Origin of the sequence: Actinomadura opuntiae (genome assembly GCF_030283205.1) — a bacterium.
Lineage (GTDB): Bacteria > Actinomycetota > Actinomycetes > Streptosporangiales > Streptosporangiaceae > Spirillospora.
Map to the genome: position 1 here is coordinate 49,518 of NZ_JASNWF010000017.1, position 18,308 is coordinate 67,825.

The following is an 18,308-nucleotide window of genomic DNA, read 5'->3' on the forward strand; positions in this document are numbered from 1 at the left end:
AGTTCGCTGGGAGCGTCGCGGGAGGCCGATCGGTCCCGGTGGCGGGAACTTCGGCGTTCGATGTCGCGGCAGCGATCCTCGTTCTGTGACCGCGCTCGTTGATATCGCGTGGGAGCTTCTTGAGGAGGTGCTTGTGTCGACGTACTGCCTGCCCGGATCCTCGAGAGAACGGACCTGGGCGCGGGCGGCTTCGGGCCGAGCCGGTTCCGGTGTGGGGTTCTCCGGTCGCCGACCGTGACGGCAACGGTTGAAGATTCATTTTTCTGCGGGCTTTATTAGGTGTGGTGTCAGGTAAAAGGACGCGGCATTACGTTCGGTCCAGTGCTGGTCGCGGTGTGTGCGGTGAAACGGTCAAAGGGGTGGTCGGGGAACGGTCCGGTGGAAACGATCCGCTGCGGGGACGGCCGGGGCGAGAATGGTCGCCGGAGGGGCGAAAATTTGTCATCGAGTGATCGGTTCAGTCGCTTGACGGGGCCGAGAGTGCTTGCCTACAGTCGAGTAACTTAGGTTGATCTTGGAGCGGGGCGGGCGCCGGCGTGGTCGTCCGCGCGCTCTCGGGACGCCATTCGCGGCGGTCGCCGTATTTATTTCACCCCTCCGCACGGTGGTCATTCCGGCATGCCCGGATTCCGGGCGGAGGGCAAACGTCAGACCGTTCGCCGCCCCGCATTCTGGAGGGTTTTCCGTGAGTTCTCGAATAGCGATCGTCGGCATGGCGTGCCGGTTCCCGGACGCCGCGACCCCCGGCGACCTGTGGGACAACGTGCTGGCCGGGCGCCGGTCGTTCCGGCGCATCCCGTCGCAGCGGATCCGGCTGGAGGACTACTACAGCGCCGACCGTGACGCCGCCGACCAGATCTACATCACCGAGGCCGCGCTGCTGCGCGACTGGGAGTTCGACCGGGTCCGCTTCAAGGTCGCCGGGTCGACGTTCCGCAACGCGGACCTGACGCACTGGCTGGCGCTGGAGACGGCGGCGGAGGCGCTGGCCGACGCCGGGTTCCCCGAGGGGCGCGGCGCGCCGGGCGAGACCACCGGGGTGCTCGTCGGCAACTCGCTGACCGGCGAGGGGATCCGCGCGGCGCAGATGCGGCTGCGCTGGCCGTACGTGCGGCGGGTGGTGGCGGACGCGCTCAAGGACGACGTGGCGGGCGACCGGCTCGCGGCGCTGCTGGCGGAGCTGGAGCACTCCTACAAGGCGCCGTTCCCGGTGCCGGACGGCGACTCGCTGGCCGGCGGGCTGTCCAACACGATCGCCGGGCGGATCTGCAACCACTTCGACTTCAACGGCGGCGGCTACGTCGTGGACGGCGCGTGCGCGTCGTCGCTGCTGTCGGTCATCACCGCCTGCAACGCGCTGGTCTCCGGCGACATGGACCTCGCGGTCGCGGGCGGCGTCGACATCAGCGTGGACGCCACCGAGCTGATCGGGTTCTCCCGGGCGGGCGCGCTGGCCGTCGAGGAGATGCGCGTCTACGACCGCCGCTCGGCCGGGTTCTGGCCGGGCGAGGGCTGCGGGATGGTCGTGCTGATGCGCGAGGACGACGCGGTCGCGCGCGGCCACCACGTGCACGGGTTCCTCGACGGGTGGGGCGTGTCGTCCGACGGCGCGGGCGGCATCACCCGTCCGGAGACCGACGGGCAGCGGCTCGCGCTGGACCGGGCGTACCGGCGCGCCGGGTTCGGCCCGGACGAGGTCGGCTACTTCGAGGGCCACGGCACCGGCACGGCGGTCGGCGACGCGGCGGAGCTGGAGACGCTGATCGAGGCGCGCCGCGCCGCGGGCGGGACCGCGGTCCCGGCGGCGGTCGGCTCGATCAAGGCGAACATCGGGCACACCAAGGCGGCGGCGGGCATCGCCGGGCTGATCAAGGGCGTGAAGGCGGTCGGCACGGGCGTGCTGCCGCCGACGACCGGGTGCGAGCGGCCGCATCCGCTGCTGGACGAGGGCGGCGACGCGCTGCGCGTCCTGCGCAAGGGCGAGGCGTGGCCGGAGGGCGAGCCGCTGCGCGCCGGGGTCAGCGCGATGGGCTTCGGCGGCATCAACACGCACGTGGTGGTCGAGGCGCCGCGCCCGTCCCGCCGCGCCCGCGTCGACGGCCGCACCCGCTCGGTGCTCAACTCGCCGCAGGACGCGGAGCTATTCGCGCTGGACGCCGACTCCCCGGCGGCGCTGGCCGAGCGCGCGATCGCGCTGGCCGCCGTGGCCGAGGCGGCGGCGCGGTCGGAGCTGCCCGACCTCGCCGCGCACCTGGCCGGACGGCTCGACCGGCGGCCGTGGCGCGCCGCGGTCGTCGCGAGCGCCCCCGCGAAGCTGGCGGACGCGCTCCGCCGCGTCGCCGAGCTGGCCGAGCAGGAGACCGCCCGGCACATCGACCCGGCGGCCGGCGTGTTCGTCGGCGGGCCGGGCGAGCTGCCCCGCATCGTGTTCCTCTTCCCGGGCCAGGGCTCGGGCACCCGCTCGGACGGCGGGGCGCTGCGCCGCCGCTTCGACGCGGTCGACGAGCTGTACGAGGCGGCCGCGCTGCCGGCCGGCGCCGACCAGGTCGAGACCGCGGTGGCGCAGCCGCGCATCGCGACCGCCTCGGCGGCCGGGCTGCGCGTGCTGACCGGGCTGGGCGTGCAGGCGCACGCGGCGGTCGGCCACAGCCTCGGCGAGATCACCGCGCTGCACTGGGCGGACGCCATCGACGAGGACGCGCTGCTGCGGATCGCCGCGGCGCGCGGCACGACGATGAGCGAGCTGGCCGAGGACGGCGGCTCGATGGCGGGCGTGTCCGCCGACGCGCGGACCGTCGCCGCGCTGCTCGCCGAGCAGGACGACGGCGTTGTCATCGCGGGGCACAACGGGCCGAAGCAGACCGTGGTGTCCGGGCCGTCCGACGGGCTGCTGCGGGTGATCGGCCGCGCGACCCGGGCCGGGCTCCAGGCCGTCCGGCTGCTGGTGTCGCACGCGTTCCACTCGCCGCTCGTCGCGCCCGCCGCCGACGCGTTCGCCGGACGGCTCGCCGATGAGCCGCTCGCCGGGCCGCGCCGCCAGGTGTTCTCCACCGTCACCGGCGCGCCCCTGTCCGCCGCGATGGCGCCGGACGAGCTGCGCGGCCTGCTGCGCGAGCAGATCACCGCGCCGGTCCTCTTCACCGAGGCGCTCTCCGCTGCGGCCGACGGCGCCGACCTGCTCATCGAGGTCGGGCCCGGGCAGGTCCTCACCCACCTGGCCCGCGAGATCACCGGCGTTCCGGCCGTCGCGACCCGCACCGATGAGGACTCGCTCGGCGGGCTGCTCGCCGCGCTCGGCGCCGCGTTCGCCGCCGGCGCGGGCGTCCGCGTCGCCGACCTGTTCGCCGACCGGCTGATCCGCCCGTTCGACCCGGACGCCGAGCCGGCCTTCATCGCCAACTTCTGCGAGATCGTCCCGGAGGTCGACGCGGCGCTGCTCGCCGACGCGTCCGCGCGCGCCGCCACGTCCGGAGGCGGGAGCGGCGGCGACGTCCCCGACGCGGTCGACACCGACGACCCGCTGATGCTGATGCGCACGCTGGTCGCGCGCCGCGCCGAGTTCCCCCTGGAGGCCGTCCAGGCCGACAGCAAGTTCCTCGACGACCTGCACCTCAGCTCGATCGTGGTGTCGGAGCTGGTCGGCGAGGCCATGCGGACCCTCGACCTGGCCGAGACCGCCGCCCCCACCGGCTACGCGACCGCGACGCTCGGCCAGGTCGCCGAGACGCTGCAGGAGCTCGTCGCGAACGGCGGCGCCGGGACGGACGACGCCGAGGCCGCCGCCGCGAGGATCGTCCCGCCGGGCGTCGGACCCTGGGTGCGGGCCTTCGCGGTGGACCGCCGCGAGACCGCCGCCCCCGGACGGGCCGCACCCCGCACCGCGGGCGCCTGGCGGGTCGTCGGCGACCACCCGGCCGCGGACGCGCTCCGCGAGGCGCTGGAGGCCGCTGAGCTGGGCGAGGGTGTCCTGGTGATCGTCCCGCCGGGGGAGCAGCGGCTCGCGGCGCTCCGCGCGGGCGCCGAAGCGGTGCTCGCCGCCAAGGACGTGACGCGCTGCGTGATCGTCCAGGACGGCCCCGGCGCGGCCGGGTTCGCCAAGACGCTGCACCTGGAGGCGCCCTGGGTGGCGACCACCGCCGTGTCCGCCGACCTCGCCGACCCGGCGACGCCCGGACGCGTCGCGGCCGACGCCGCCGCCACGACCCGGTTCCGCGAGGTGATCCACGACGGCGGCGTCCGCCGCGAACCCGTCCTCGCGCCGGTCGCGCCGCACGGCACCGACCTGCCGCTCGGCCCGGACGACGTCCTGCTCGTCACCGGCGGCGGCAAGGGCATCTCCGCCGAATGCGCGCTCGCCCTGGCCCGCGAGAGCGGCGCCAAGCTCGCGCTGGTCGGACGGTCCGACCCGGCCCGCGACGCGGAGCTGACCGCCAACCTCGAACGCATGGAGGCCGCCGGCGTCACCGCCCGCTACCTGCGCGCCGACGTCACCGACCCCACCCGGGTCGCCGAGATCGTCGCCGAGGCGGAAGCGAAACTCGGGAAGGTCACCGCCGTCCTGCACGGCGCGGGCGGCAACGTCCCCAAGCTGCTGGAAGAGCTGACCGACGACGACTACGCCCGCACGATCGACCCGAAGGTCGCCGGGCTCGAGGCGGTCCTGGCCGCCGTCGACACGGCGCGGCTGCGGCTCGTCGTCACGTTCGGCAGCATGACGGGACGCGCCGGGCTGCGCGGCGAGGCCCACTACGCCGTCGCCAACGAATGGCAGAGCGACCTGGTCGAGCGGCTCGCCGCCGAGCTGCCGCACTGCCGGTTCCGCGCCGTCGAATGGTCATTGTGGTCGGGCGTCGGCATGGGGGAGCGGCTCGGGTCGGTCGAGAACCTGTCCCGCGCCGGCGTCACCACGATCACGCCCGACCAGGGCGTGGCGATGCTGCGCGCGCTGGTCGCCGACCCGGACGCGCCGGTCGTCGCCGTCGTCACCGGACGGTTCGGCGAGATGCCGACCGTGTCGTTCGGCGCGGACGAGCCGCCGCTGCTGCGCTTCCTGGAGCGGCCCCGGGTGAACTACCCGGGCATCGAACTGGTCGCCGACTCCGAGGTCGGCTGGGGCAGCGACCCCTACCTCGCCGAGCACGTGTTCGGCGGCGGCACCGAGGCCGTCCTGCCCGGCACCGTCGGCATGGAGATCATGGCGCAGGCCGCGGCGGCGCTGCTCGGCCTCGACGTCGAGGCGGGTGCCGCGCCGATCCTGACCGACGTGGAGTTCCTGCGGGCGATCGCCGTCGCGCAGGACGCCACGGTGACGGTCCGGGTCGCGGCGCTGCGCGACGAGGCCGGCGCCGTCACGACCGTCGTGCGGTGCAGTACCACCAACTTCCAGGTGGACCACTTCCGTGCGGTCTGCGAGGCCCCGGCCGCCGCACCGAAGGGCAACGGGCTCGTCAGGCCGGAGAACGCCGCGCTGCCGCCGATGGCGATCGACCCGCAGACCGAGCTGTACGGGCCGATGCTGTTCCACGGCCCCCGGTTCCGGCTGATGGGCGACATCCGGCGCGCCGACGCCACGCACGTCACCGCCCGGCTGCTGCCCGACACCCGCGTCGACTGGTTCGGCCGCTACCTGCCCGCCAGGCTTCTGCTCGGCGACCCGGCCGCCCGCGACGCCTACATGCAGCCGCTCGCGCTGTGCGCGCCGACCGTCCTGGCGATCCCGGCGGGCGTGCGGCGGCTCGTCCCCGGCCCGCAGGCCGGCGCGACGCCCGCGTTCGTCCACGCCCGCTACCGGACGGACGAGGACTGCTGGGACATGGAGGTCACCGACGAGGACGGCGAGCTGATCGAGACCTGGGAGGGCTTCACGACCCGGATGGTGGAGAAGTTCCCGCTGCCCGCCGGCTGGGTGCCCGCCCTCCTCGGCCCCTACGTCGAGCACGCTCTCGTCGCGTTCGGCCTGGCCGGACGGGCGGCCGTCGACACCGACCCGGACGGCGCGTCCCGCCGCGAGGCGGCCGGGCTGGTCGTCCGGCGCCTCCTCGGCGGGGACGTCACGCTGCGGCACCGCCCGGACGGCAAGCCGGAGGCGAGCAGCGGCGACACCGTGTCGATCGCGCACTGCTCCGGCGTCACCCTCGCCACCAGCACCCCCGGCTGCGACCTGGAACTGGTCACCGCCCGCGACCGCGACGCCTGGGCGGGCCTCCTCGGCGCCGACGGCCTCGCCCTCGCCGAAGCCCTCGACGAGGACCTCGACACCGCCGCGACCCGCGTGTGGGCGGCGGGCGAGTCGGCGGTCAAGGCGGGCCTGCCCGCCGGGACGCCGTTCACCCTGCACTCCACCCACGAGGACGGCTGGGCCGTGCTGGCCGCCGGGAACGTCCGCGTCGCGACGATGGCGACGGGCGTCCGCGGCGTCGCCGGACCCGTCGTCCTCGCCGTCCTGACGGAGGAGGCGTGAGGGGCTACGAGTACCGGCACGTCGTCACCATCCAGGACACCGATCTGCTCGGCAACGTCAACTACGTCAACTACATCAGCTGGCAGGGCCGCGCCCGCGAACTCTGCCTGCGCGAGTACACCCCCGACGTCGTCGCCGGGTTCGGGGACGGGGTGCGGCTGCTCACGGTGAGCTGCCAGTGCGAGTACCTCCGCGAGCTGACGATCTTCGACGAGGTGATCGTCCGGATGACGCCCGGCGAGGTCGGCCAGACCCAGATGACCATGAAGTTCGAGTACTGGCGGCAGCGCCCCGACGGCGAGGAGCTGGTCGCCACGGGGGAGCAGCGCGTCGCCTGCGTGACGCCCGACGCCGACGGCAACATGGCGCCCGCCCGGCTCCCGGAGTCGATGCGCCGCCTCGTCGACGCCGTCACCGCCGGCCGCCGCTGAGAAGGAGAAGGATCATGGAAGGCGTGTCCGCGACGGCCCGCTGGACGGCCGCCGCCCGCGCGGTGGAGTCCCGCCGCCCCGACGCCCTGTTCACCGACGAGCTCGCCGAGGCCCTCGCCGGGCCGGAGGGGTTCGCGCGCTGGGAACGCTACGACAACCCCGGCACCACCGAGTTCCTCGCCATCCGCACCCGCTGGCTGGACGAGGTCATCGCCCGGTCCGCGCACACCCAGGTCGTGCTGGTCGCGGCCGGCCTCGACACCCGCTCGGCCCGGCTGACCTGGCCGACCGGGACCGTCCTGTACGAACTCGACCAGGCCGGCCTCATGGAGTGGAAGGAGAAGAGGCTCGCCGAGCTGGACGTCCGGCACCGCTGCGACCGGCGCGGCATCGGCACCGACCTCACCGGCCCCTGGGACGGGACGCTGCGCGCCGCCGGCTGGGAACCGCCCGTCCCCACCCTGTGGATCGTGGAGGGCCTGCTGTTCTACCTGCCGGAGGACGGCGCCCGGGCCCTGCTGGCCACGCTGGCGTCGCTGTCGGCGCCCGGCAGCGCGGTGGCCGGGGACCTGCTGTCCCACCAGTCGATGATCAGCGAGTTCACGCAGGAGGGCCTGGCGCGGCTGCGCGCCGACGGCTGCCCCTGGCTGTGGGGCACCGACCGTCCCGAGGACGTCCTCGCCGAGTGCGGCTGGACGGCCGGGGAGGTACGGCTGCCGGGCGAGGAGGGCGCCTCGTTCGGCCGCTGGCCGTGGCCGCCGCTGCCCCGCGGCACCGAGGGCCTCCCGATGAACTACCTGTTCACCGCGGCCGTCTGAACGCTCGTGCGCGGGCCGCGGCGCGGCGGCCCGCGCACGATCATTTCAGCGTGTGCTCGGTCTGGTTCCAGAAGTCGGTGAGGGCGGTGGCGGTCGTCTCCGGCGCCTCCCACGCGGGGGAGTGCGCCGCGCTCGGGATCACCACCCTGGACGCGTTCAGCCGCTCCGCCATCTCCGCCTGGACGCGCGGATCCCACACGTCGTCGTCCTCGCCGTACAGGACGAGCGTGCGCAGGCCCGTGTCGCCGCAGTGCTTGGCCAGCTCGTCCACGCGGTCGGGCGCGGAGAGGATCTCGCGGGACATCCCGACCAGCCCGGCCTCGGAGTTGCCGAGCGTCCGGTCCTTCAGGAACTCCAGGATCTCCGCCTGCACGCCGCTCGCGACGTAGTCGGGCTCCATGCCGACACTCCAGATCGCGGCCATGCCCAGCTCGGGGATCGCGTCCCTGAGCGCCCGCGCCTTGTCGGCGGCCTGCCCGGTGACGGCGGCCGGGCCCGAGCTCATCAGGGTCAGCGACGCCGGGCGCGCCGGGCCCGCCAGCACCGCCTCCCGCGCCACCAGCCCGCCGAACGAATGCCCCACCAGGTGCACCGGCTCGGGGCCGAGCGCCTCCAGCAGCGCGCCGATGTCGCTACCGAGCGCGGCGCGCCCGTAGGCGTCCGGGTCGTCCGGGCCCGGCGTCTGGTGCTGGCCCCGCATGTCGACCGCCAGCACCCGGCGGCCGGACGCGGCGAGCGTCTGCAGCATCGCCAGGAAGTCCTCCTTGCTGCCGGTGAGGCCCGGCACGAGGAGGGCGGGACACCGCTCGGGCACCCGCGACCCCGGGAGCGCCTCCAGGGCGGCGAACGGGCCGCGCGAGGTCTCGACGGTCGTCCGGCTCACGCCGGGGGGCAGGGTCAGGAACCGGGGCGTACTCACGGAGTGCAACCATACTAAACGGGCATCCGCCGGCCACCGGCGCGAAACCGCGCGGTGATAGCGTCGCAGCGTGCGAGCGAAGCCGGCGATCTCGGCGCATCGGCGGGACGAGGCGGGCCTGGCGGGCCTGCGCGAGGCGGTCGACTCCGGGGCCGAGTACGTGGAGATCGACGTCCGGCGCACCGGCGACGGGCGGCTCGTCGTCCACCACGACCGGGAGATCGGCGGCCTGCCGCTGGCACGGCTGTCTTACCGGCGGGCGAAGGAACTGTCACCCCGCCCGCTGCCGCTGGTGGACGAGGCGATGGAGATCATCGCCTCCCGCGCGCAGGGCCACCTGGACCTCAAGGAACGCGGCTGCGAGCACGAGACCGTCGCGCTGGCGATGGAGGCGTTCGGGCCCGGCCGGTTCGTGGTGACGACCCGCGAGGTGTCCTCGCTCGTCCAGATCAAGAAGCGGTTCCCGCAGGCCAGGACGGCCCTGTCGGTGGGCCGCAACCTGTGGGAGCCGGGCGTCGCGCGCGACTTCATGCCGCTGCGGCTGATCCGCCGCGCCGGCGCCGACATGGTCGCGCTGAACCACCGGCTCGCCCGCGTCGGCGTGCTGCGCCAGTGCGGCCGCGCCGGGATCCCCGCGATGATCTGGACGGTCAACGCCCAGCCCCTGATGCGCCGCTTCCTCGGCGACCCCCGAGTAGCCGTCCTGGTGACCGACCACCCCGACACCGCCCTCAACATGCGCGACAACATCTGACCCCATCCCCAGGGGCAGGCAGATCACCGCCAGCACAAGCGGCTCTCGCACCACCGCGCCCACAAGCGGCTTTTTCAGCAACCACGCAACAACCCGAACCGTCGCGATCGCGAGCGAAGCCAAGTTCGAGCTTGCGAGAACTTGATCGCGCAGCGAGGCCCCCAGGGCCGAGTCGAAGCGATGCAGCGATCGCACGCATTGCCCGCCGAAGGGAAGGCGCTCCAGCGCCTGACCGCCAAGGGCAATGCAAATAAATACGACCGCGAGAGCACGGGGCGGGCCGTGTCTCGCGGTCGGTGTGCGGTCGTCAGGCGCTCTGCGGCGCCTCGGTCGTGTCGGTGGCGGGCTTGCCGGCGCGGGTGCGGCGCCGGGGCCGGCTCCGCTTGCGCTCGGTGGCGACGGCGTCGACCACGGTGCCGGCGGGCTCGCCCGGGGCGTCGCCGGTCTCGGCCGGCCGGCCCGCCGAGACGCCCTCGACCGGCTTGCCGCCGCGGGTGCGGGTCCGGGCCCGGTTCCGGCGGCGCGGGCGCTCGCGGTCCTCGTCCCGGTCGCGGTCGCGGCCCCGCGTGTTGCTGCGGGTCTTGCCGGTCTCGCCGATGTCCTCCAGCTCCTCGGCGTCCAGCCCGGCCCGCTCGTGGCGGTGCTCCTTGGGCAGGGTGCCCTTCGTGCCCTCGGGGATGCCGAGCGCCGCGAAGTAGTGCGGGGAGGTGGAGTAGGTCTCCTCCGGTGCCGCGAACGGCAGGTCCAGGGTGCTGTTGATCAGCTTCCACCGGGTGAGGTCGGACCAGTCGACGAACGTGACGGCGACGCCTTCCTTGCCCGCGCGGCCGGTGCGGCCGATGCGGTGCACGTAGGTGTCGGCGCTGTCGGGGCACTCGTAGTTGACGACGTGCGTGACGTCGTCGACGTCGAGCCCGCGGGCCGCCACGTCGGTGGCCACCAGCATGCCGATCTTGCCGTTGCGGAACGCGCGCAGCGCCCGCTCGCGCTGGCTCTGCCCGAGGTCGCCGTGCACGGCGGCGGCGTCGAAGCCGCGCTGGACCAGGTCGGCGGCGACCCGGTCGCAGGCCCGCTTGGTCTGGCAGAAGATCATCGTCAGCCCGCGGCCCTCGGCCTGCAGCAGCCGCGCCAGCATCTCCGGCTTGTCCATCTGGTGGGCCTGGAAGACGTGCTGGACGACCTGCGGCGTCGCGTCGGACTCCGCGTGCGACTCGGCCCGCACGTTCGTGGGCCGGGTCAGGTAGCGGCGCGACAGCGCGACGATCTCGCCCGGCATGGTCGCCGAGAACATCATCGTCTGCCGCTGGGCGGGGATCCGGTCGATGATCCGCTCGATGTCGGGCAGGAACCCGAGGTCGAGCATGCGGTCGGCCTCGTCCAGCACCAGGATGGCGACCTGCGACAGGTCCAGGTGCTTCTGCTTGACCAGGTCGAGCAGCCGGCCCGGGGTGCCGACGACGACGTCCACGCCCTCGCGCAGCGCGTCGATCTGCGGCTCGTAGGCCCGGCCGCCGTACACCGACAGCACGCGGGTGCCGAGCTTGCCGCCGGCGACCAGCAGGTCGTCGGTGACCTGGAGGGCCAGCTCGCGGGTCGGCGCGACGACGAGCGCCTGCGGCTTCTTGCCGCCGTGCTCGATGCGCTGCAGGAGCGCGGCGCCGAACGCCAGCGTCTTGCCGGTGCCGGTGCGGGCCTGGCCGATGATGTCGTGCCCGCCCAGCGCGATCGGCAGGGCGAGCTCCTGGATGGGGAACGCTTCCACGATGCCCTCGGCTTCAAGGGCGTCTGCTATCTCGGGGACGACCCCGAGTTCACGAAAGGTAGTCAGGGCTTTCAGCCTCCAATATGCGGGGTCCTCGCTCCCCGGTGCGGCGCGGCTCGGCGCCCACGTCGGCCGGATGCCGGTGGGCGGGCCCGTCAGGGGCGCTCTCGATCGAGGTCACAGTGGCCGCCGGCGGGACTCCGCCGTCCGGGCGCGTCCGCCGATCGATTCCTGTGGCCGCGCGCTCGCGCGGGAGGGACCAGCCGTTGATCAAAATGTCTCGGCGACCGCAGTCAGGGGTTGAAAGCAGTCACTCGCTGTGGCTGCGTGCGGTCACACTCCGCCACGCAGTGTACCGACCGTCGGATGCATACACCAATAGCCGATCACTAAGCCTAACGTTTCCGCGTTTTCGTCTATTCCATCCCCGCCCGCCAGCGCCGATCCACGGCGTGGAACGGACCCGGACGGACCGCCGCCGGGGCGTCCCGGGCATCCCGGACGCGGCCACATCCGGTCAGCTCGCACCGCGCACGATCACCGGTGCCGGCGCCGGCCGGAACGGCGGAGACCCCCGCCCGTGGGGGCGGGGGCCGTCCGTCGAGGGGGCCGTCAGGCCTGGGAGGGTCGGTCAGATGCGGCTGCGGCGCCGGCCGCGCCAGCCGCCGCGGCGCCCGCCGTGGCCGCGGTTGTTCGCCGCGGTGAGCCCCGCGACGCACAGGGCCGCGATCACCAGCGCGAAGACGAGGGCGACGATCCAGCCCGCCCCGAGCGCGCTCGCGATCACCCCGCCGACGATCGCGCCGACGATGCCCACCGCGATGGTCAGCAGGATCCCGATCGGGTTGCGACCGGGAACGAGGAGGCGTGCCAGGGCCCCGATGACGGCACCGACCACGATGAACCAGAGGATCGTCGTGAGCATGTCAGATCAGTCCATTCCGTTTCCGTGGGCCCCGGGATCGTCCGCCGGCCCGTTGGTCGCAGACCGGTATGCCCGTTCTGCCGGAATGAAACAAAATCCTGGTCAAGTCCGGTACGGCCGCGTCACAACCGTCCGGAGGCGCCGCGCGGCGTCACGCGTACTGGGTGCCGAACCCCACGCCGCGCCGCTCGTCCTCGGCGATCTCCAGGTAGCCGACCCGGTCGGCCGGGACGACCACCCGGCCCGAGCGCCGGTCCTTGAGCACGAAGACCCCGCGCGGCTCGGCCAGCGCGTCCGCCAGTGCCTGCTGCACCTCGTCGCCGGACTGGTCGGTCTCCACCACGATCTCCTTCGGCACGTTCTGCACGCCGATGCGAACCTGCACGCGCTGCTCCCCTCGTCGTCCGTCCCGCCCACGCGCGGAGCGTCCCCCACGATGGTCGCACGATCACCAACGCGCCACACCGCCCACCGCCCCCGACCACACCGCCCACACACCGGTCCCAGCGCTGGCGACAACCCCAGCCACCGCACTGGTCACCAGCCCACACCGGCCACCGGCTCAGCCCCGCACCGAGCGGAACCGTCGCGATCGCGAGCGAAGCCAAGTTCGAGCTTGCGAGAACTTGATCGCGCAGCGAGGCCCCAGGGCCGAGTCGGAGCGATGCAGCGATCGCACGCAGGGCCCGCCGAAGGGAGGGCGCTCTAGCGCCCAACCGCCAAGGGCCCTGCAATCAAAGCGCGGGGAAGCCGGAGATGCCGCGCCAGGCGAGGCGGGCGATGATCTTCTCGGCGGTGTCCTTGGGGATGGCGCGGTGCTGGGAGAGCCAGTAGCGGGCGCTGACCTCGGCCATGCCGACCAGGCCCATGCCGAGCAGGTGGGCCTCGTCGCTGGCGGCGCCGGTGTCCTCTGCGATCACCTGGGCGATCATCTCGGCGCACTGCTGGTTGGCGCGGTCGACGCGGGCCCGGACGGGCGCCACGTTGCGCAGGTCGGACTCGAACACCAGCCGGTAGGCCTCGCCGTCGCCGGCCACGAAGTCGTAGAACGCCCGCATGCTGGCCTGCACGCGCAGCTTGTTGTCGGTGGTGGACCCGAGCGCGTCGCGGACGGTCTTCACCAGCGCCTCGGCGTGCTCGTCCAGCAGGGCCAGGTACAGCTCCAGCTTGCCCGGGAAGTGCTGGTAGAGCACGGGTTTGCTGACTCCCGCACGCTCGGCGATCTCGTCCATCGCCGCCGCGTGGTACCCCTGCGCGACGAACACCTCCTGGGCCGCGCCGAGCAGTTGCCTGCGGCGCGCCAGCCGCGGCAGTCGCGTGCCACGGGGGCGGGCGTCCGGGGTAGCCGTCACCACACTCTCCGATCACCAGATCAGTGCGACGGTGGAGGGTGTCCGTCGCAGGGGAACAATCCCATCATCCTACGCGCCGGTAACCTCGTGGGTCACTAACAAAGTCCCCCGACGTTCCTCGCACGCGCAGGTCAGTGTATTTCCGGCGGCGGCCCGCCGCAGCCGGACGGGCGGGCCGCCGTCCCCGGACGGCTACCGGTAGTCGTCCTCGTCGAGCGGGATCTCGCGGTGCTGCTCGGCGGCGTCGGCCTCGTTGACGTCCATCGGCACCTGGCCCGGCCACTCGGCCGCCGCGTCGCCGTCCTCGTCCAGCCCGGCCAGCTGCTCGGCGCGGTCGGCCTCGTTGGCGTCGCCGGTCCCGGCGGCGTCGCTCGCGTCGTCCTCCGGCGGTTCGCGCCGCAGGTCGTCGGTCTCGCTCATCAGGCGTCCTCCTCGCTAGAGCCCTTCGGAAGGTCCGTCACAGGCGCCCGGCCAGTTCCCGCAGCGGCGCCTCGACGGACTCGCCGTAGGTCGGGAACGCGTGCACGACGTCGGTGAGCACGCTCAGCGGCGTCTCCGCGCGGATGGCCAGCGCGATCTCGCTCATCCACTCCTCGGCGTAGAGTCCGGCCGCGGCGGCGCCGATCAGCAGTCCGCGGGAGCGGTCGGCGTACAGCTCGACCCGCCCGCGCTCGTCGGCCTCCACCGCCGCCCGCGCCGTCGCGGCGAGGTCGTACCCGGCGGTCAGCAGGTCTATTCCGAGTTCCTCGGCCTGCTTCGGGGAGATCCCGACCGAGTAGACGGTGGGCGTGGTGTAGACGACGCGCGGGATCGCGCGGTAGTCGGCCGCGCGGTGCTCGCCCAGCAGGTTCGCCAGCACCAGCCGGGCCTGGTAGCGGGCGGCGTGCGCGGTGCGGGCGACGCCGGTGACGTCGCCGGCCGCCCACACGTCGCCGGCCGAGCAGGGCACCCGGCACGTCTCGTCCACCGGTACGCCGTGGCCGGGGGACGTGGCGACGCCGAGCGTCTCCAGTCCGAGGCCCTCCACCCGGGGGCGGCGCCCGGCGGCGACCAGGATCCGGTCGGCGTTTAGCGTGCCGCCGTCCGACAGCCACAGCCGCAGCCCCGACTCCTTGCGCTCGACATGCGAGAGGTCGGCGCCGAGCCGCAGGTCGACGCCCATCCGGCGGAGCGCGTCGGCGAGCACCTCGCCCGCGAACGGCGCCTCGGCGGTCAGCAGCCGCCCGGACGCCTCGATCACCGCGACCTGCGAACCGAACGCCGCGTAGACCTGCGCGAGCTCGCAGCCGACCGGGCCGCCGCCGAGGATGACCAGCCGGCGCGGCAGGTCGGGCACCGACAGGGCGCCGTCGCTGGTCCACAGCGGGACGTCGGCGAGGCCGTCGACCGGCGGGATCACCGGTTCGCTGCCGGTGCACAGCACCAGGTCGCCGAAGCCGTGCCCGGCGCCGTCCACCTCGATCCGGCCGGGCCCCGTCACGTGGCCGCGGCCGCGCAGCACCGTGACGCCCTCCTCGGCCATCCGGGCGACGACCCGCTCGTCGGTGCGGTGCCCGGTCAGGGCGTCGCGGCGGACGACCGCCATCTCCCAGGTCTCCCCGCGCCGCGCCGACAGCAGCAGCGACTTGGACGGGACGCAGGCGAAGTACGGCGACTCCCCGCCGACCAGCCGGTTCTCGACGAGCGCGACGTCGCGCCCGGCGCGGGCCAGGCCGGTGGCCACCAGCTCCCCCGCCGTCCCCCCGCCCAGCACCACGGCGTCGTAGTGATGGTTCTGCGACAACTGTTCTTCCTTCCGCACGGCGGGTGTGTGTCCCCGCTCACATGGCGTCCCCCGTGGACATGGTGACGGAAGACGACGCCGGAGCGTGCCGGTTCGGACACATACGGCGCCCGGAAAGTGAGAGATCGTGTCAGGCCCGGGTCACGGGAGGGCGCGGCGGCGCCCGTCCAGCAGGGGCTTCAGCAGGTCCCCGTCCCGCTCCACGCGGGCCAGCACCTCGTCGGGGGAGAACGCCAGGTCGGCGGCGTCGCGGCAGGCCCCGAGCTCGTCCCAGACGAGCGGGGTGGACACCGACGGGCTGGACGCCGCGCGCAGCGAGTACGGCGCGACCGTCGTCTTGGCCGGGTTGTTCTGGCTCCAGTCCACGAAGATCTTGCCCTTGCGCAGCCGCTTGTCCATCTTCGCGACGACCAGGTCCGGATGCTCGGACGCCAGGCGCTGCGCGGCGGCCTTGGCGTACTCCGACGTCCGCGCCGCGTCGTTCGGCTCCTTGATCGGCACGTACAGGTGCAGGCCCTTCTTCCCGCTGGTCTTCGGGTAGGAGTCGAACCCGTCCTCGGCGAGCAGGTCGCGCAGCAGCGCGGCCACCTCGCACGCCTCCACGATCGTGGCGGGCTCGCCCGGGTCCAGGTCGAACACCACCAGGTCGGGGGCGTGCTGCTTGCCGCGCGGGCCGACCTTCCACTGCGGGACGTGCAGCTCGAGCGCGGCCAGGTTCGCGCACCACACCAGGGTCGGCAGGTCGTCGACGACGACGAAGTCCGCCGTCTCCCGGCCGGACGAGCTGCCCGGCGTGGGGATCTCCGCCGTGCGGACCCAGTCCGGCGTGTGCGAGGGGGCGTTCTTCTCGAAGAACCTCCCGCCGTCCACGCCCTCCGGCCAGCGGATCCGGGTGGCGGGACGGTCCTTCAGGTGCGGCAGCATCACCGGCGCGATCCGCGCGTAGTAGTCGATGATCTCGCCCTTGGTGAACTCCGGGTACAGGTTCTTGTCGAGGTTGGAGAGGCTGAGGCGGCGCCCGTCCACGTCGACCTGCCGGCCGCCGCTCACCGCATGCCCTCCCGCGCGGGGGACTCACTGCTCACTGGTGACCTCCAGGGGGTCCTTGTCGTCGCGGCGCCCCCGCCAGGACGGGAAGCGGAGGCGGCCGTCCCTGGTGCGGGCGCTGTAGGCGACCTCCCCGACCAGGCGCGGCTCAACCCACTGGGCGTCGCGGGCGTGCTCGCGCGGGACGGGCTCGTCGAACGGGCTGGTCGGGCGGCGCAGCGGCCACAGCGCCTCGTACAGGTCGTCCAGCGCGCGGTCGCTGAAGCCGGTGCCGACGTGCCCGACGAAGCCGAGCCGCCCCTTGGCGTCGTACTCGCCGAGCAGCAGCGACCCGACGCCGCCCTCGCGCCGGCCGCGGCCGGGCTTCCAGCCGCAGACGATCACCTCGCGGGTCTGGAAGTTCTTCACCTTGCGCCAGAAGTCGACGCGCCGGCCCGGCCGGTACGGGGAGTCCAGCCGCTTGGCGAGCAGGCCCTCCAGATGCTCCTCGACGGTGAAGGCGAGCAGCTCGTCCACCTGGGTGGTGTCGCCGCCGTGCAGGTAGGGGGGCACCTCGACGGGGCCGCTGCCGGCCAGGTCGAGGCCGGCGAGCAGCGCCCGGCGCTCGGCGTAGGGGACGTCGTAGAGCACCCGGCCGTCCAGGAACAGCACGTCGAACACCACGTACCGGACGGGGACCTCGCGGATCAGCCGGGGGTGCGGCTCGGCGACGTGCATCCGGCGCTGGAGGCGCTCGAAGCTCGGCCGGCCCCGGTCGAACGCGACGACCTCGCCGTCCAGCACGACGTCGTGGTCGGGCAGCAGGTCCGACAGGGCGGTCAGCTCGGGGTAGCGGGACGTCACGTCGTTGCCGCGCCGGCCGGTGGCGCGCACGCCGTCCGGCGCGACCTGCGACACCACCCGGACGCCGTCCCACTTCAGCTCCAGGCCCCAGCGCTCGCCGTCGCCGGGCAGGTCCCCGGTGGCGGCCATCATCGGCTCGACGGGCCATGGCATGGTCATACCGGCGTCTTACCCGATGGCCGCGCCGAAGAAAAGGATCAAGAGCCCGTTATGGCGCAAATCGAACGGGGTTGCGACGCTAGGGGAGGAGCGGAACCGGCTGGGTAAGGACACTGCATGCGGAGCATCTGGAAGGGCGCTATCTCGTTCGGGCTGGTGACGATCCCGGTGAAGCTGTACTCCGCGACCGAGCAGCGGGACGTCAGCTTCCACCAGGTGCACCGGGAGGACGGCGGCCGGATCAAGTACAAGCGGGTCTGCACGGTCGACGGCGAGGAGGTCCCCTACGCCGACATCGCCAAGGGGTTCGAGCTGCCGGGCGGCGAGATGGTGGTCCTCACCGACGAGGACTTCGCCGACCTGCCGCTGTCGACCAGCCGGCGGATCGACGTGCTCCAGTTCGTCGAGGAGTCCGAGGTCGACCCGATCTACTTCGCCAAGTCCTACTACCTGGAGCCGGACGCGCAGGGCGCCAAGCCGTACGTGCTGCTGCGCGACGCGCTGGAGAACTCCGACCAGGTCGCGATCGTCAAGGTGGCGCTGCGGCAGCGCGAGTCGCTGGCGACGCTGCGCGTCCGCAACGGGGTGTTCGTCCTGGAGACGATGCTGTGGCCGGACGAGGTGCGCGAGCCCGACTTCCCGTTCCTGGACGAGGACATCGAGGTCCGCAAGCAGGAGCTGTCGATGGCCTCGTCGCTGATCGACTCGATGGCGGGCGACTTCGATCCGACCGAGTACAAGGACGCCTACCGCGAGGCGCTGCAGGCGGTGATCGACGCGAAGGTGGAGGGGCGCGAGGTCACGCGGCCGTCGGAGGAGGCCGAGGAGGAGCCGGCCGCCGACCTGCTGAGCGCGCTGCGCGCCAGCGTCGAGGCCGCGAAGAAGAGCCGCGGCGGCGGGGGCGGCGGCCGGGCGGCATCGTCGTCGGAGAAGTCGTCGTCCGAGAAGAAGCCCGCGTCGCGCAGCCGCAAGACGGCGTCGAGCAAGGGCACGTCGAAGTCGACCGGCAAGAAGGAGCCCGCGAAGAGCCGCACCCGCAAGTCGGCGTGAGGCTC

Annotated in this window: 14 protein-coding genes; 5 read left to right on the forward strand and 9 right to left on the reverse strand. The window is 73.6% G+C overall.

What is annotated here, in order from left to right; translation table 11 throughout:
* The first annotated feature begins 685 nt into the window (after positions 1–685).
* From QP089_RS32640 to QP089_RS32650, 3 genes are read left to right on the forward strand one after another with little or no spacing between them, the layout of a single operon-like run.
* Entirely contained in the window at positions 686–6,460 is a 5,775-nt protein-coding gene (locus tag QP089_RS32640; RefSeq protein WP_285916863.1) for a type I polyketide synthase, read from the forward strand.
* Positions 6,457–6,891: an acyl-CoA thioesterase gene (locus tag QP089_RS32645; protein ID WP_285916865.1), complete on the forward strand. Its 435-nt coding sequence runs from the start codon at positions 6,457–6,459 to the stop codon at positions 6,889–6,891. The genes QP089_RS32640 and QP089_RS32645 overlap by 4 nt, the downstream gene beginning before the upstream one ends.
* Before the next feature lie 14 nt (positions 6,892–6,905).
* Positions 6,906–7,709, forward strand: a complete 804-nt coding sequence (locus QP089_RS32650; RefSeq protein ID WP_285916866.1) for a class I SAM-dependent methyltransferase — start codon at positions 6,906–6,908, stop codon at positions 7,707–7,709.
* Between the two features lie 40 nt (positions 7,710–7,749).
* Here the strand turns inward: QP089_RS32650 and QP089_RS32655 are convergent, their stop codons facing one another.
* On the reverse strand, positions 7,750–8,628 hold the full coding sequence (locus QP089_RS32655; RefSeq protein ID WP_285916867.1) for an alpha/beta fold hydrolase: 879 nt from the start codon (positions 8,626–8,628) through the stop codon (positions 7,750–7,752).
* A gap of 70 nt (positions 8,629–8,698) precedes the next feature.
* Here QP089_RS32655 and QP089_RS32660 point away from each other — a divergent pair, with 70 nt between their 5' ends.
* On the forward strand, positions 8,699–9,382 hold the full coding sequence (locus tag QP089_RS32660; protein WP_285916869.1) for a glycerophosphodiester phosphodiesterase: 684 nt from the start codon (positions 8,699–8,701) through the stop codon (positions 9,380–9,382).
* A gap of 307 nt (positions 9,383–9,689) precedes the next feature.
* On the opposite strand, the gene QP089_RS32665 is transcribed toward QP089_RS32660, so the two are convergent.
* The 8 genes from QP089_RS32665 to ligD (QP089_RS32700) all read right to left on the reverse strand — a co-directional run bounded on the left by QP089_RS32665 (position 9,690) and on the right by ligD (QP089_RS32700) (position 17,253).
* Complete coding sequence (locus QP089_RS32665) at positions 9,690–11,144, reverse strand: DEAD/DEAH box helicase (RefSeq protein ID WP_285916871.1); 1,455 nt, start codon at positions 11,142–11,144, stop codon at positions 9,690–9,692.
* Positions 11,145–11,775: 631 nt separating this feature from the next.
* Entirely contained in the window at positions 11,776–12,069 is a 294-nt protein-coding gene (locus QP089_RS32670; protein ID WP_285916872.1) for a GlsB/YeaQ/YmgE family stress response membrane protein, read from the reverse strand.
* A 151-nt stretch (positions 12,070–12,220) separates the two neighbouring features.
* Positions 12,221–12,454: a DUF3107 domain-containing protein gene (locus tag QP089_RS32675; RefSeq protein ID WP_285916873.1), complete on the reverse strand. Its 234-nt coding sequence runs from the start codon at positions 12,452–12,454 to the stop codon at positions 12,221–12,223.
* A 349-nt stretch (positions 12,455–12,803) separates the two neighbouring features.
* Positions 12,804–13,421, reverse strand: a complete 618-nt coding sequence (locus QP089_RS32680; RefSeq protein WP_285916875.1) for a TetR/AcrR family transcriptional regulator — start codon at positions 13,419–13,421, stop codon at positions 12,804–12,806.
* A 192-nt stretch (positions 13,422–13,613) separates the two neighbouring features.
* Positions 13,614–13,841, reverse strand: a complete 228-nt coding sequence (locus QP089_RS32685) for a hypothetical protein (protein ID WP_285916877.1) — start codon at positions 13,839–13,841, stop codon at positions 13,614–13,616.
* Between the two features lie 37 nt (positions 13,842–13,878).
* Entirely contained in the window at positions 13,879–15,204 is a 1,326-nt protein-coding gene (locus tag QP089_RS32690; RefSeq protein WP_285916878.1) for a dihydrolipoyl dehydrogenase family protein, read from the reverse strand.
* Positions 15,205–15,345: 141 nt separating this feature from the next.
* The gene (ligD, locus tag QP089_RS32695) at positions 15,346–16,254 is read right to left on the reverse strand and encodes a non-homologous end-joining DNA ligase (RefSeq protein ID WP_285916879.1); all 909 of its coding nucleotides are present in this window, start codon (positions 16,252–16,254) and stop codon (positions 15,346–15,348) included.
* A 24-nt stretch (positions 16,255–16,278) separates the two neighbouring features.
* Positions 16,279–17,253, reverse strand: coding sequence for a non-homologous end-joining DNA ligase (ligD, locus tag QP089_RS32700; RefSeq protein WP_285916881.1), 975 nt, complete (start codon positions 17,251–17,253; stop codon positions 16,279–16,281).
* Between the two features lie 117 nt (positions 17,254–17,370).
* Here ligD (QP089_RS32700) and ku point away from each other — a divergent pair, with 117 nt between their 5' ends.
* Entirely contained in the window at positions 17,371–18,303 is a 933-nt protein-coding gene (gene ku, locus QP089_RS32705) for a non-homologous end joining protein Ku (RefSeq protein WP_285916883.1), read from the forward strand.
* Positions 18,304–18,308 lie beyond the last annotated feature (5 nt).